Annotated in this window: 10 protein-coding genes; 3 read left to right on the top strand and 7 right to left on the bottom strand. The window is 62.2% G+C overall.

Going from position 1 to position 13,010, the window contains the following annotated elements:
* Window positions 1-67 precede the first annotated feature (67 nt).
* Window positions 68-1,447 carry an argininosuccinate lyase gene (argH, locus tag Q0P52_RS01450; protein WP_293759597.1) on the bottom strand — a complete coding sequence of 460 codons (1,380 nt, stop codon included), beginning with the start codon at window positions 1,445-1,447 and terminating at the stop codon, window positions 68-70.
* Window positions 1,448-1,640: 193 nt separating this feature from the next.
* On the opposite strand from argH, the gene Q0P52_RS01445 reads away from it, so the two are divergent.
* Both Q0P52_RS01445 and Q0P52_RS01440 read left to right on the top strand, forming a co-directional pair.
* Window positions 1,641-2,642 (top strand): histidine kinase, encoded by a 1,002-nt coding sequence (locus Q0P52_RS01445; RefSeq protein ID WP_293759599.1) that lies wholly within the window; start codon window positions 1,641-1,643, stop codon window positions 2,640-2,642.
* Window positions 2,643-2,655: 13 nt separating this feature from the next.
* Complete coding sequence (locus Q0P52_RS01440) at window positions 2,656-3,234, top strand: TMEM175 family protein (protein ID WP_293759601.1); 579 nt, start codon at window positions 2,656-2,658, stop codon at window positions 3,232-3,234.
* 105 nt (window positions 3,235-3,339) lie between these two features.
* Here Q0P52_RS01440 and Q0P52_RS01435 read toward each other — a convergent pair whose 3' ends face one another.
* From Q0P52_RS01435 to Q0P52_RS01410, 6 genes are all read right to left on the bottom strand, one after another.
* Window positions 3,340-6,258 (bottom strand): HD domain-containing phosphohydrolase, encoded by a 2,919-nt coding sequence (locus Q0P52_RS01435; RefSeq protein ID WP_293759603.1) that lies wholly within the window; start codon window positions 6,256-6,258, stop codon window positions 3,340-3,342.
* An 87-nt stretch (window positions 6,259-6,345) separates the two neighbouring features.
* Window positions 6,346-6,609: a GIY-YIG nuclease family protein gene (locus Q0P52_RS01430; RefSeq protein WP_293813636.1), complete on the bottom strand. Its 264-nt coding sequence runs from the start codon at window positions 6,607-6,609 to the stop codon at window positions 6,346-6,348.
* A 43-nt stretch (window positions 6,610-6,652) separates the two neighbouring features.
* On the bottom strand, window positions 6,653-8,230 hold the full coding sequence (locus Q0P52_RS01425) for a TerC family protein (RefSeq protein ID WP_293759607.1): 1,578 nt from the start codon (window positions 8,228-8,230) through the stop codon (window positions 6,653-6,655).
* A gap of 124 nt (window positions 8,231-8,354) precedes the next feature.
* Window positions 8,355-9,497, bottom strand: coding sequence for a c-type cytochrome biogenesis protein CcsB (gene ccsB, locus Q0P52_RS01420; protein WP_293759609.1), 1,143 nt, complete (start codon window positions 9,495-9,497; stop codon window positions 8,355-8,357).
* On the bottom strand, window positions 9,497-11,515 hold the full coding sequence (locus Q0P52_RS01415) for a cytochrome c biogenesis protein ResB (protein ID WP_293759611.1): 2,019 nt from the start codon (window positions 11,513-11,515) through the stop codon (window positions 9,497-9,499). The genes ccsB and Q0P52_RS01415 overlap by 1 nt, the downstream gene beginning before the upstream one ends.
* Before the next feature lie 74 nt (window positions 11,516-11,589).
* Window positions 11,590-12,204 carry a c-type cytochrome gene (locus Q0P52_RS01410; protein ID WP_293759613.1) on the bottom strand — a complete coding sequence of 205 codons (615 nt, stop codon included), beginning with the start codon at window positions 12,202-12,204 and terminating at the stop codon, window positions 11,590-11,592.
* Window positions 12,205-12,295: 91 nt separating this feature from the next.
* On the opposite strand from Q0P52_RS01410, the gene yihA reads away from it, so the two are divergent.
* Complete coding sequence (gene yihA, locus Q0P52_RS01405) at window positions 12,296-12,919, top strand: ribosome biogenesis GTP-binding protein YihA/YsxC (protein ID WP_293759615.1); 624 nt, start codon at window positions 12,296-12,298, stop codon at window positions 12,917-12,919.
* The last annotated feature ends 91 nt before the right edge of the window (window positions 12,920-13,010 follow it).

Genomic DNA, 13,010 nt, shown 5'->3' with positions numbered 1-13,010 from the left:
TCCGCTCGGCGCAAGCATGAAAAAGGCCCGCTAGCAGCGGGCCTGGAGGTTCGGCATCGGTCGGTGGTCAGCCAAGGCGCGCTTTGTGGCGGGCGATCTGCGCGCGCACCTGCTTGGGCGCGGTGCCGCCGACGTGGTCGCGCTGCGCCAGACTGCCTTCCGGCGTCAGCACCTGATAGATGTCCTCGGCGATCAGCGGGCTGAACTGTTGCAGCTCGGCCAGCGACAGGTCGGCCAGATCCACCTGACGGCCTTCGGCAAACCTTACCGCCAGCGCTACCACTTCATGGCTGTCGCGGAAGGGCAGGCCCTTCTTCACCAGATAGTCGGCCAGATCGGTGGCGGTGGCGAAGCCCTGCAGCACGGCGGCGCGCATGGCGGCCGGCTTGACGGTGACGCCGCGCATCATGTCGGCGTAGATGCGCAGGGTGTCGATCAGGGTGTCCGCGGTGTCGAACAGCGGCTCCTTGTCTTCCTGATTGTCCTTGTTGTAGGCCAGCGGCTGGGCCTTCATCAGGGTGACCAGGGCGATCAGGTGGCCCACCACGCGACCGGATTTGCCGCGCACCAGCTCGGGTACGTCCGGGTTTTTCTTCTGCGGCATGATGGAGCTGCCGGTGCAGAAGCGGTCGGCGATGTCGATGAAGCCGACGCGCGGGCTCATCCACAGGATCAGTTCTTCGGACAGGCGCGACAGGTGCACCATCACCAGGCTGGCGGCGGCGGTGAATTCGATGGCGAAGTCGCGATCGGACACGGCGTCCAGCGAGTTGTGGCATACATCGTCAAAGCCCAGCAGCTCGGCCGTGTAGTGACGATTGATGGGGAAGGTGGTGCCGGCCAGCGCGGCCGCGCCCAGCGGCAGGCGGTTGACGCGTTTGCGGCAGTCGCTCATGCGCTCGGCGTCGCGAGACAGCATTTCCACATAGGCCAGCATGTGGTGGCCAAAGGTCACCGGCTGGGCCACCTGCAGGTGGGTGAAGCCCGGCATGACCGTGTCGGCGTGCTGTTCCGCCAGCTCCAGCAGGCTTTGCTGCAGCTCGCCGATCAGGCCGACGATGAGGTCGATCTGCGCGCGCAACCACAGGCGGATGTCGGTGGCCACCTGGTCGTTGCGGGAACGGCCGGTGTGCAGGCGCTTGCCGGCGTCGCCGATCTTGTCGGTCAGGCGACGTTCCACGTTCATGTGCACGTCTTCCAGGTCCACGCTCCAGGCGAAGGCGCCGGCGCGGATCTCGTCGATGATTTCCGCCATGCCTCGTCGGATGGCCGCCAGATCGTCATCGGAAAGAACGCCGGCCTTGTTCAGCATGGCGGCGTGGGCCAAAGAGCCCTCGATATCGAATTCGGCCAGACGTTTGTCGAAGTCGACCGAGGCGGTGTACTTCTTGACGAGTTCGGAAACCGGTTCGCTGAAGCGACCGGACCAGGCATGGCTGTCTTGCATCTTGATGTTTTCCCTGCGGGTGTGTTGCGTTATCCGGGCGATACCTGAGGTATCCCGGATGATTATAGGGAAACCGGCCTTGACGGGCGAGCGGGGATTTCCCGCTTGTGGCTTTGGCGGCAGCAACCGCCGCGGCTCGCGCCGACTTGCCGGCGCTTGCTATGATGCAGGCAATCTTTCTCTCAGCGCCGTCATGTCAGCCATCCTGCAAAAAAGCCGCTATCTCGCTATTCCGGATTTCCGCAATCTGGGCGTAATGCTGCGCATCCTGCTGCTGGTGAACCTTCTATTGCTGGTGGCGGCCATTCTGCTGCGGGGCAGCGACCCGCTGTTCGTGCGCGTCCTGACGCTGACCGCCTGGGTGGAGCCGGCGTTGCTGCTCATCCTCGGCATTCTTGCTTTGTTGTCCGAACACCTGATGCGCCAGCGCCAGCCCTATCTCACGGTGGTGCTGGTATGCCTGCTGTGCGTCAGCGGGCTGGATCGCCTGCTGACCCCGCACGATCCTTTTCCGCTTGAACGTCCGCTATTGGCCATGCTGATGGCACTGCTGCTGATGCATTACTTCTGGCTGCGCCAGCGCGCTTTGTCGCCCGCCTTGAGCGAAGCACGTCTGGCGGCGCTGCAGGCGCGCATCCGGCCGCACTTTCTCTTCAACAGCCTGAATGCCGCCATCGCCCTGATCCGCAGCAAGCCGGACAAGGCCGAGATGGTGCTGGAAAACCTGGCGGATCTGTTTCGCGCCCAGATGGCCGATCCGGGCAAGGCCTCTACGCTGGCGCGCGAAGTGGAGCTGGCACGCATGTATCTGGCCATCGAGGCTGAGCGGGTGGGCGAGCGCCTGCAAGTGAGCTGGGATGTGCAAGCGCCGGCCGATGCCGTATTGCCGGCGCTGCTGCTGCAGCCGCTGGTGGAAAACGCGGTCCACCACGGCGTGGAGCGTTCGCGGGCGGGCGGGGTCATTCATGTGGCCGCGCATCTGGCCGGCAAGCAGCTGGTGTTGTCCGTTACCAACCCCTTGTCCGACGGCAATGCCGAACCGCACAAGGGCAACCGCATGGCGCTGGATAACCTGCGTGAACGGCTGGCGCTGTTTTACGACGCGGAAGCCCAGCTGGAGGCGGTTAGTACCCCGGACCGCTATTGCGCCATCATCACCGTGCCGTATCAACCTGCCGCCGCCGCGCAGCACTGAATTAGGAGCCTTTATGGGCAAGAACCGACTGGAAGCCTTCAGCGATGGCGTCATCGCCATCATCATCACCATCATGGTGCTGGAGCTGAAAGTCCCGCACGCCACCAGCCTCGCCGCCTTGGGCGAATTGCTGCCGGTATTCCTCAGCTATGTGCTGAGTTTTATCTACGTGGGTATCTACTGGAACAACCATCATCATTTCTACCACGCTGTGCGTCATGTGGACGGCAAGGTGTTGTGGGCCAATCTGCATTTGCTGTTCTGGCTGTCGCTGCTGCCCTTTGTGACCGGCTGGATGGGCGAGAACCATCTGGAGGCGGTGCCGGTGGCAGCATATGGCGCGGTGCTATTGATGTGCGCGGTGGCGTGGTGGCTGATGCAGCAGGCGCTGTTGTGCGTGCCGGGCAATCGCGAATCGCTGTCCCGGGCGCTGGGCGGCGACTTGAAAGGCAAGCTGTCGCCGGTGATCTACCTGACAGGCGTGCTGTTGTCTTGCTGGCAGCCCTGGCTGGGTGTGGCGCTGTACTGGTTGATGGCGTTGGCCTGGCTGGTGCCGGATCGTCGCATGGAGCAGGCTGCGCATACCGAATAGCCGGCGTGTGGATCAGGCAAGGAAGGCCTGGCGCGATGGGAAGCAACATGCGCCAAGGTTGGCCGAAGGCGGCGGCGGGGCAGACCCCGCCGCCGCCTTTTTGCGTTAGACGCCGACAGGGCTCAGGTAGGGCTGGATGTCCACGTCGTCTATCTGCGCTGGGTCCATGTACTGGCGGGCGTAGTCCAGGTAGATGCCGGTGCGCAGGAAGAGGTCGAACAGATCCGGGTCGATGTGCTGGTCTTTCTTCATGAAGGACATGATGCGGATGGCTTCGGACAGGGTTTTGCCCTGTTTGTAGGGCCGATCGCCAGCAGTGAGGGCTTCAAATATGTCTGCAATGGCCATCATACGCGCCGTCCAGCCCATCTCTTCGCGCTTGAGCCGGCGCGGATAGCCGCTGCCGTCCATTTTTTCGTGATGCCCGCCGGCGATCTCCGGAATGCGGCGCAGATGACGCGGCAGCGGCAGATTGCCCAGCATGATGATGGTCTGGATGATGTGCTCGTTGATCTTGTAGCGCTCCTCCTCGGACAGCGTGCCGCGCCCGACGGACAGGTTGTACAGTTCGCCCCGGTTGTAAAGATGTTCGGGCATGTCGACGCGGAACTGCCAGCGGCTGTCGGTTGGCAAGCGGTCGTGATCTTCGCGCGGGATGATGTGCTCGGGTTTGTCGGCCAGCAGCGCTTCCGGCGCGGGCAGGGTTTCGGCGCCCTGCGCGTCCTTGCGTTTTTTCTCTGCGAAGCTCACGCCCAGGCGGTCGCTCAGGGTGCGCAGCCAGGTTTTGCCGGCCAGTGCTTTCAGCCGCGCCACCCGGTCCGGGCTCATGAATTCCCCACCCTCGTTGCAACTGGCGACAAAAGCGAAATCGTCATCCAGTCGCTTTTGCTCTTCGGCCATATTCTCTAGCAAGGCTTCGCGTTCGCCGCCTTCGGCAATCGCCTTCCAGCAGGCGGTTTCCGCGTCGCGCTTGAGCACTTCAAAGCGCATGCGCACTTCGTGAATGCGATCGTAGAGGGTTTCCAGCTTGGTGGCCTTGTCCACCACGTATTCCGGCGTGGTGACCTTGCCGCAGTCGTGCAGCCAGGCTGCGATGTGCAGCTCTTCCCACTCTTCCGCACTGAGTTTGAAGTCGGCGAACACGCCCTGTTTTTCCTGGCAGGCGGCTTCGGCCAACCGTTTGGTGAGGTCGGGCACTCGCTGGCAGTGGCCGCCGGTGTAGGGGCTCTTGGCGTCGATGGCGCCGGCAATCAGCTGGATGAAAGACTCCAGCAGGATTTTCTGCTCGTTGATCAGCTGCTGGGTTTGCAGAGCGATGGCGGCGGTGCCGGACAGGGCGTGCGCAAAGCCCAGCCGGTCCGCACCCAGCGGTGCGCGCACTTCATCCACCAACAGGGCGACTGCGCCCAGCAACTGGCCGCTGCGGTCCTGCAAGGGCATGGCCAGCAGGGTGAGTGGTCGGTCGATGTCGCCCAGCGTACCGAAGTGCATGCGGGCCGTATCGGCGTCCAGCGGCAGTGGCCGGTCGGGATTTTGCAGCGCGCTCAGCAGCGGGTGGCCGGGATGGCTGTCGGCGTTGATGGCCAGCGGCGTACTTTCCGCCGGCGCGTGTCCCCGCCAGATGCGTTCCGCGCTGGTGAGTTTGCCGTTGTCGGCATCGATCAGCAGCAGCAGGCCGCCTTCCGCGCCGGTGGCTTGCTGCAGCTCGGTCAGTACCCGCTTGAGCAGGGTGGGGAAGTGGGTTTCCGACGCCAGCGTGCTGGAGAGGTCCAGAAACTGGCGAATGGTGGATTTCATGCTGTCGAACGATTGCGCCAGCTGCACCACTTCCTTGATGGTGGAGCTGGTGCCCACGGGATCGGCAAAATCGAAACGGCGAATCTTTTCCGCCTCGTGGGTCAGGTCGCTCAGCGGGCGGGAGGCGAGACGGGCCAGCCAGCTGGCCAAGGCGACGCCGATAACGATCAACAAGCCGGTCACCAGCAGGATGCGGTTGCGGATGGCCAGTGCGTCAGCCAGCAGTTCGCGGTGCGGCGCGGCGATCAGCAGTTTGAGCGGCTTGCCGCCGGGCACGGGCACGGCTTCGATGGTGCCTTGCCAGTCTTCGCCGTTAACCGTGAAGGCTTCGCCCCGGTCTTCGGGATTGAGTTGTTGCAGGCGGATGAGCACTGCATTACCGGTGTCGCTCAGCGCCGGAGGCCGCAATTGGCCGTTTGGGCCAACCTTGGCTTCGGGCACGCCCAAATCCCAACTGAGGACAGCGCCTTGCTCATCCAGCAGCGCCAGCGCGCTGTGTGGGGTAAGCCGGGATTTCTGCAGGATGCGGCCGATATCGTCCAGCTGGATGTCGGCGCCGGCGACGGCCATGTCATTGCCGCTGCGCCGCGACAGGGTGATGCCGCTTTGGCGGGTGGTGAAAAAGATGTAAGGCGGCGAGGTGACTTGGTCCGGCGACTTTCTGGCGGCCTGATACCAGCCGCGGCTGCGCGGATCAAAGCGGTAGTCGTCGCGCCATTCGCGGCTCAGCAGCTTGCCGTCATCGTCCAGATAGAGAAATTCGCCCTGTGTGCTGGTGCCGATGCGGATCAGGCTCTGCACTACCCAGCGGGTACCGGCGGGTGCGTGGAAGAGTTTGCCGAAGGCCGGATCGGAGCGCCAGCGGCGCAGCATGAAGAAGTCGCCGTTGTCGTAGCCGATGTAGCTGGCAGTGACTGCGGGTAGCCGGCGCATGCCATCCAGTACAAAGGGCAGGCTGTCCAGTCGTTCGTCCAGCGTGGTGGCGCGCATCAGGCGCTGCTGGGCCAGCAGGTCGACAAAGGTGGCGGCCGGCTGATACAGGCCTTCCATTTGCAACCCGGTCTGATCGCCTACCAGCGACATCTCCTTGTCGGCGGCATCCAGCAACAGGCGGGTTTCTTCCCGATAGTGATATATGCCGCTTACGACCGCAAAGCTGAGCAGGAGGCCGATGAAGAGGTAAGCGATGTGAAGTTGCAGGGAAATGGCGCGCTGGGTGAAGGGCATGTTCGCAGTCGGTGGCTGAAGTCTTTATCTACTATAGACTTTAGCCACGAAACATGACGCTTACATGCAATGGCCTTGTGATGCCGCTCAGTGCTTGTCTGACGGGCAGTGTGGCTTTTCCGTTTCGCAACGGGCAATCAGCGCCAGTTTGGCTGTGCGATCCAGTTGTTTGATGGCGTATTCCGCGCGCAGGGCCGCGCCCTTGTCGGCGCATTCCAGCACCAGCGCGATGGCAAGCGGTGGATTGGCGCGGGTGTAACGCGCGCCTTTGCCGGCCTGATGCTGGGCAAAACGGCGCGCCACATCGGTGGTAATGCCAGTGTAGAACGCGCCGTCGCGGCATTTCAGCATGTAGACAAACCAGGGCCGGCTTGCTGCCGGCCCTGCCGCGTCCTCACTCATCGGCGGTGTCGGACAGGGGGCGAATGCACACCCGCTCGGTGCGATTGCCCTTCTGCTCGGTAACGCGGATTTCCCAGTTGCCCACCACAATGCTGTCGTCCAGACGCGGGATGCGCTCCAGGCGGTCCATCAGCAGGCCGGCTACAGTGTGGAAGTCTTCGTCTTCGAAGTCGCCCAGATGAATGTACTGTTCCAGCGTCACCAGCTCGAGGCTGCCTTCCAGATCGAGGCTGCCGTCTTCGTTTTGCACGATGGCGGGTTGCTCGTTGCGTTCATGCTCTTCCGGAAAGTCGCCGGCGATGGCTTCCATCAGGTCTTTGAGGGTGACAATGCCTTCCAGGCTGCCGAACTCGTTCACCACGAAGGCCATGTCGGCGGCTTGCTGACGGAAGGCTTCCATGGCCTTCAGCACGGTCATGCCTTCCGGCAGCACCAGCGGCTGGCGCAAGGCGGCGGTGACGTTCAGCTCCTCCCCGTCCAGCACCTGCGCTAGTAGGTCCTTGCGCGCCACAATGCCCAGCGGCTCGTCGATGCCGCCAGACCCCACCACCAACAAGCGGGAGTAGGGGCTGTCGCGCAGTACCTGGCGCTGGCTGTCGCGCGGCTGGCTCAAGTCCAGCCGGTGGATATCGGAGCGCGGGGTGGCGATCACGCGGATGGGGCGTTCGGCCAGCGTCAGCACGCTGTGGATCATGGCACGCTCGTTCTGGGCAAAGGCGGTCTCGCCCTCGTCCTTGCGTTGTTCCTGTTCCGGCTCGCCGCTGGTGCCGCCGTGCAGCGGGGCGCTGCCCAGCAGGCGCAACACGGTATCCGCCGTGCGCGAGCGGAAGGTGTTGCGGCTATTGATGTAGCGCTGCCGGTTGACGTTGGCCACCTGGTTGAACACTTCGATCAGCACCGAGAAGCCGATGGCGGCATAGAGGTAGCCCTTGGGGATGTGGAAACCGAAGCCGTCGGCCACCAGGCTAAAGCCGATCATCAGCAGGAAGCCCAGGCACAACATCACCACAGTGGGGTGGGCGTTGACGAAGCGGGTCAGCGGTTTGCTGGCCAGAATCATCAGCACCATGGCGATGACTACGGCGGTCATCATCACGGTAAGGTGTTCGGCCATGCCGATGGCGGTAACGACGGAGTCGATGGAGAACACCGCGTCCAGCACCAGAATCTGCACCACCACGGCGGCAAAGCCGGCGTAGGCCTTCTGGCCCTCGCTCTCGTGGTCCTCCACGCCTTCCAGGCGCTCGTGCAGCTCCATGGTGGCCTTGAACAGCAGGAACAGGCCGCCGCCCAGCATGATGAGGTCGCGGCCGGAGAAAGGTTGGCCGAAGACGGTAAACAAGGGGGAGGTGAGTTTCACCAGATGGCTGATGCCGGCCAGCATGAACAGCCGCATCACCAGCGCCAGCGACAGACCGATCACGCGGGCGCGGTCGCGTTGGCTCGGGGGGAGTTTCTCGGCCAGGATGGCCACGAAAATCAGGTTGTCGACGCCGAGCACCACCTCCAGCACGATAAGCGTGAGCAGGCCGAGCAGGGCATAAGGGTCAGACAGCCAGGATAAGTCCATGATGTAAAAACAGAGTCCTCTGCAACAAAAGAATCGATACGATAGCAGGCCGGCGACGCTTTGTCCGCAGCCGGGGAAAAACGAAGCCCCGGCAGGGCCGGGGCTTTGGGGCTTGGCGCAATGCTTACAGGCCGCCGTAAGAGTGCAGGCCGGTCAGGAACATGTTGACGCCAAGGAAGGCGAAAGTAGTGACCAGCAGGCCGATCACCGCCCACCAGGCCAGCGGCTCGCCGCGCCAGCCCTTCACCAGGCGGATATGCAGCCAGGCCGCGTAATTCAGCCACACGATCAGCGCCCAAGTTTCTTTCGGGTCCCAGCTCCAGTAACCGCCCCAGGCATCGGCCGCCCACATGGCGCCGAGGATGGTGGCGATGGTGAAGAACAGGAAACCCACGGCAATCGCCTTGTACATCATCTCGTCCAGCACGTCTGCCGCAGGCAGACGGTCTTTCAGCTTGCCCTTGATCACCAGCAGCTCGGCCACGCCCAGCATGGCGGACATGGCGAAAGCGCCGTACCCGATGAAGTTGGCCGGAACGTGAATCTTCATCCACCAGGACTGCAGGGCAGGGATCAGCGGCTGGATTTCATGTGCCTGACGGTCGAAGGAGTACCACAGGATGAAGCCCACCGCCGCCGAGATCACCAGCAGCACAAAGGCGCCGGCTTGTCGCACGGCGAATTTGGCCTCGTAGTAGAGATACATCAAGGCGGTGATCAGCGTGAACAGCACAAACACTTCATACAGGTTGGATACCGGTACATGGCCGATGTCGGCGCCAATCAGATAGCTCTCGTACCAGCGCACGAACAGGCCGGCCGCCCCCATCACTGCAGCCGCCCAAGTCAGGCCGCTGCCCATGCGGGTCAGCAGGCCGGAGCGGGCGATCAGTCCGGCCCAGTACACGCCGGTGGCGAGGAAGAACAGCGTGCACATCCACATGATGGCGGATTGGCTGGACAGCGCGTACTTCAGCCAGAAGGCGGTTTGTCCGCGCGCCAGCTCGCCGTGATAGGCGTTGATGCCCAACAGGGCCACCGCGCCGGCAAGCGGGAAGAACCAGCGCCAGGATTTCCAGAACCAGCCCAGCGCCACCAGGCCAATGGCGGAGCCGGCCAGAATGGCCTGTTCGTAACCGTCCATGTAGTGGTTGTACAGCGACCAGCTGTATGCCGCCGCCGCCAGCACCAGCACGGCGTACGCCCAGTCGCCCAGTTGCAGGCGCTTGTAAAAGGGCTGTTCGATCAAGGGTTGGGCCAGTTCCATCATTCACCTCTTGCCAACTGTTTGACTGCGTCGGTCTGACGCTGGAAATCGCGGTCCAGATCGCGGTTGTGGCGATTGGAGGTCATCGCCACGCGCACCGAGCCGGCACCTAGGCGAATCCACAGACGCACTTCACGAACATAGAACATCAGGATGATGCCGAAAACCAGCATCAGCGAACCGAGGTACACCAGATTCTTGCCCGGGGAGCGGGTGAGCTGCAAGCCGGAGGCCTGTACCTGGTCGAAACCCTGCAGTTGCAGGAACACCGGCGCCTTGTAGTCGTGCAGCGCGCTGATGCCCACCAGGCTGTCCAGCAAGAAGCGATAGTGCTGCCCGTCCTGCACCATGGGCTTGAGACCGGCTTTCTCGTCGGCCACCGCCATGACGTCGACCACCGCGCCTTGCAGGATCTTCACATAGGTCTGCGCCACGGCCTGGCGTTTGTCCTGCGGCACGCGATCGTCGAGGAATTGTTCCAGCGCCACAAAGCCGCCTTCGGCAAACCTTTGCAGAATCCACTTCACACTGTCGCCGAACTGCCGCTGCATGGCCGGGCTGATAGCCGAGCCTTTCATGGCTTTTTCCGTCGTGCGGCGGGCGATCTCGTCATACCAGGCTGGGGTCATGAAGGCCTGTCGCAGGCGCATGAAACGGTTGATGGACAACTCGTCGTCCACCGGAATGCGCAGATACTGGAAGGGATCTGACACCTTGTTGCGCACCCCGGCCACCAGATAACTGGCGCCGTCCTGCTGGATGGGGGCCATGTAGTGATGGAATTCAACGGCCTGACCCTGTCGGTCGCGCAGCTTGAAGGTGATGGACGGGCCGAGATTGCGCAGTTGCTTCTCGTGCTTCACCTCGCGCGCGTCCTTCATGCGGTCTTGCAGGGTTTTCTCGGCTTGCGGCCCGGTACCCATGTTTTCCACGTTGAACACGCGCAGGTCGCCGAACTCCAGCGTGTAATCCTTGCCGTTGGCTTTTAGGGGCTGGCTGGCGGTGGAGACGCCCTTGATGTCCACCGGCGCCATCTGCGGGGAATCCAGGTTCCAAGCCTTGAGCGTCAGCGGCGAGCCGCCGTCGCCGAAGCTGGCCTGGTAAATGGCCACGCCGTCCACAATCAACGGGTGGTTCACCTTCACCTGCGCTTCCGTCACTTTGCCGGTGGCCTTGTCGGTGACGACGATGTCGCTGGCGAACAGCTTGGGCATGCCGTTGCTGTAGTAGTCCACATAGAACTTCTTCAGCGATACGATGAAGGGCAGGTCCTGCACCAGATAACCGTTGCCGGCGTTGAGGAAGGTGACGTCGGCACTTTTGCCCTCGGCGATAGTGACATTGCCGCGGAAGGACAGGTTGCTGGTGGACAAGCGGCTGTGGGCCGGAATCTGGCTTTGCGGGATATCTCGCGTCTCCGGCACGACGCTGCCGGCCAGTTCGCCCAGTTTCAGCGGCAGGTTGCCGTCCATCAGACCGCCGATGCAGATCACCACCAGCGCAATGTGGGCGAAAAAGTAGCCAAGCTTGTTGGCGCTGCCCTTTTTGGCGGCGAAAAGCAGACTGCCGTCTTCGCGTTGATGCTCTCGCCAACGCCAGCCATTGCGGCGCAAGTAGTCGCGCAGCGGGGCCGGATCGGCCAGTTCTGCCTCGATGGCTTCGCTGTGGCTCATGGCCGCCAGCGAGTTGTCGGACGCTTTCTCGCGGAAGGACTTCATTTCCTTGAGGAAGCCCGGGCCGTTGCGGATGATGCACAAGGTGGTGGACATCACCAGAAAAGCGAGGATAGTGAGGAACCAGGCCGAATGGTAGACGTCGTACAGGCCCAGCTTTTCAAAAGCGGTAAACCAGTACTGGCCAAATTCGAAGGCGTAGTTGGGGTAGGGTTCGTTCTGCTTGAGCACCGTCCCGATGACGGAAGCGATGGCCAGAATGGTCAGCAGGCCGATGGCGAAACGCATCGAACTGAACAGCTCATACAGCCGGTATGCCGTGGATTGGCGCGATTGGTTTTTCATTATGTTTGCCGAACACAAAAGGGAAGCCTGTTAAGGCTTCCCTTTTGAACAGGACCATGGGCAAAAGTTGCGAATCAACGCAGACCGGAGATGTACTCGGCCACAGCCTTCATTTCGGCGTCGCTCATGCGATTGGCAACATCGGACATGGTGACGTTCTTGCGATCGGCGCCAGCCTTGAAGTCAGCCAGTTGCTTGGCCACATAAGCGGCGTGCTGGCTGCCCAGACGCGGGAACTGGTCGGGGATGCCCTTGCCGGCCGGACCGTGGCAAGCCATACAGGCCGGTACGTGGGTGGTCGGATTGCCGACGCGATAGATCTTGGTGCCCAGAGCGATCAGATCCTTGTTGGAGGCTTCGCGCGGCTTCGGCTTTTGCTGGCTGAAGTAGGAAGCGACATTGCGCATGTCGGCGTCGGACAGCGAAGAGGCCATGCCCAGCATGATGGGGTTCTTGCGATCGCCCTTCTTGAATGCTTGCAGCTGGTTGTAGATATACGCCTCGTGTTGGCCAGCCAGCGTCGGGTTGGCGGAAGCCACGCTGTTGCCGTCAGCACCGTGACAGGCGGCGCAAACCGTATCCACGATCTGCTTGCCCTTTACCGGGTCGCCCTTGGGTGCGCTGTCTTGCGCCATCGCACTGCCAGCCAGGGTCGCCGCAGCCATTGCCAACAGCATCATCCGTTTCATGATCGCTCCTTGTGAGGAATTTCTTAAATATCTGTAAAAGTGGCAATTTCAAACCTGATATTCTATACCAACTGATTTCAACCTTACTACTATGTCGATTTTTCAGAACGCCACTTTCTATACCACCGTCAACCATCTGCGCGACCTGCCGCCCACTAGGGCCGAGGTGGCCTTTGTGGGACGGTCCAACGCCGGCAAGTCCAGCGCCATCAATACGCTGGCCAACCGCACGCGGTTGGCTTACGTGTCCAAGACGCCTGGCCGCACCCAGCACATCAACTTTTTTGACCTCGGCAACGAGCGTTTCATGGTGGATTTGCCGGGATACGGCTATGCGGAGGTGCCGGAGGCCGTGCGCGCCCATTGGGTGGAACTGCTGGGCCGCTATCTGCAAACGCGCCAAAGTCTGATCGGTCTCATCCTGATCATGGACTCACGTCACCCGCTCAAAGAGCTGGACTGGAAGATGCTGAACTTCTTCCGCGACACCCGGCGACCGGTGCACATACTGTTGTCCAAAGCCGACAAACTGTCGCGCCAGGAGCAAAACAAGACCCTGGCCACGGTGAAGGCTGCCCTGAAAGACTACCCGGGTGTCAGCATCCAGCTGTTTTCCAGCCTGAAGAAAACCGGGGTAGAGCAAGTGGAAGAGGTGGTTCAAGCCTGGTTCGCCAGCGGCGAAGCGGACGAATCCGCCGAGCAAGCGGAAGATTGATGGAACTTTGTTGAGTGGGGGCGTACTAACCGCTCAGGTGCCTCGGCACCTCCCGCTTGCCTCCCTGAGCGGGAGCCTTACGCTGACAATT

It is taken from the genome of uncultured Aquitalea sp. (assembly GCF_945957525.1).
In the GTDB taxonomy this organism is placed as follows: Bacteria; Pseudomonadota; Gammaproteobacteria; order Burkholderiales; family Chromobacteriaceae; genus Aquitalea.
The sequence above is the reverse complement of the archived record's forward strand: the minus strand, read 5'-3'. Positions and strand labels throughout refer to the sequence as shown.

Coding starts and splice junctions, on each gene's coding strand:
- argH (WP_293759597.1), bottom strand. CDS start 1,447: ATGCAAGACAGCCATGCCTGGTCCGGTCGCTTCAGCGAACCGGTTTCC.
- Q0P52_RS01445 (WP_293759599.1), top strand. CDS start 1,641: ATGTCAGCCATCCTGCAAAAAAGCCGCTATCTCGCTATTCCGGATTTC.
- Q0P52_RS01440 (WP_293759601.1), top strand. CDS start 2,656: ATGGGCAAGAACCGACTGGAAGCCTTCAGCGATGGCGTCATCGCCATC.
- Q0P52_RS01435 (WP_293759603.1), bottom strand. CDS start 6,258: ATGCCCTTCACCCAGCGCGCCATTTCCCTGCAACTTCACATCGCTTAC.
- Q0P52_RS01430 (WP_293813636.1), bottom strand. CDS start 6,609: ATGCTGAAATGCCGCGACGGCGCGTTCTACACTGGCATTACCACCGAT.
- Q0P52_RS01425 (WP_293759607.1), bottom strand. CDS start 8,230: ATGGACTTATCCTGGCTGTCTGACCCTTATGCCCTGCTCGGCCTGCTC.
- ccsB (WP_293759609.1), bottom strand. CDS start 9,497: ATGGAACTGGCCCAACCCTTGATCGAACAGCCCTTTTACAAGCGCCTG.
- Q0P52_RS01415 (WP_293759611.1), bottom strand. CDS start 11,515: ATGAAAAACCAATCGCGCCAATCCACGGCATACCGGCTGTATGAGCTG.
- Q0P52_RS01410 (WP_293759613.1), bottom strand. CDS start 12,204: ATGAAACGGATGATGCTGTTGGCAATGGCTGCGGCGACCCTGGCTGGC.
- yihA (WP_293759615.1), top strand. CDS start 12,296: ATGTCGATTTTTCAGAACGCCACTTTCTATACCACCGTCAACCATCTG.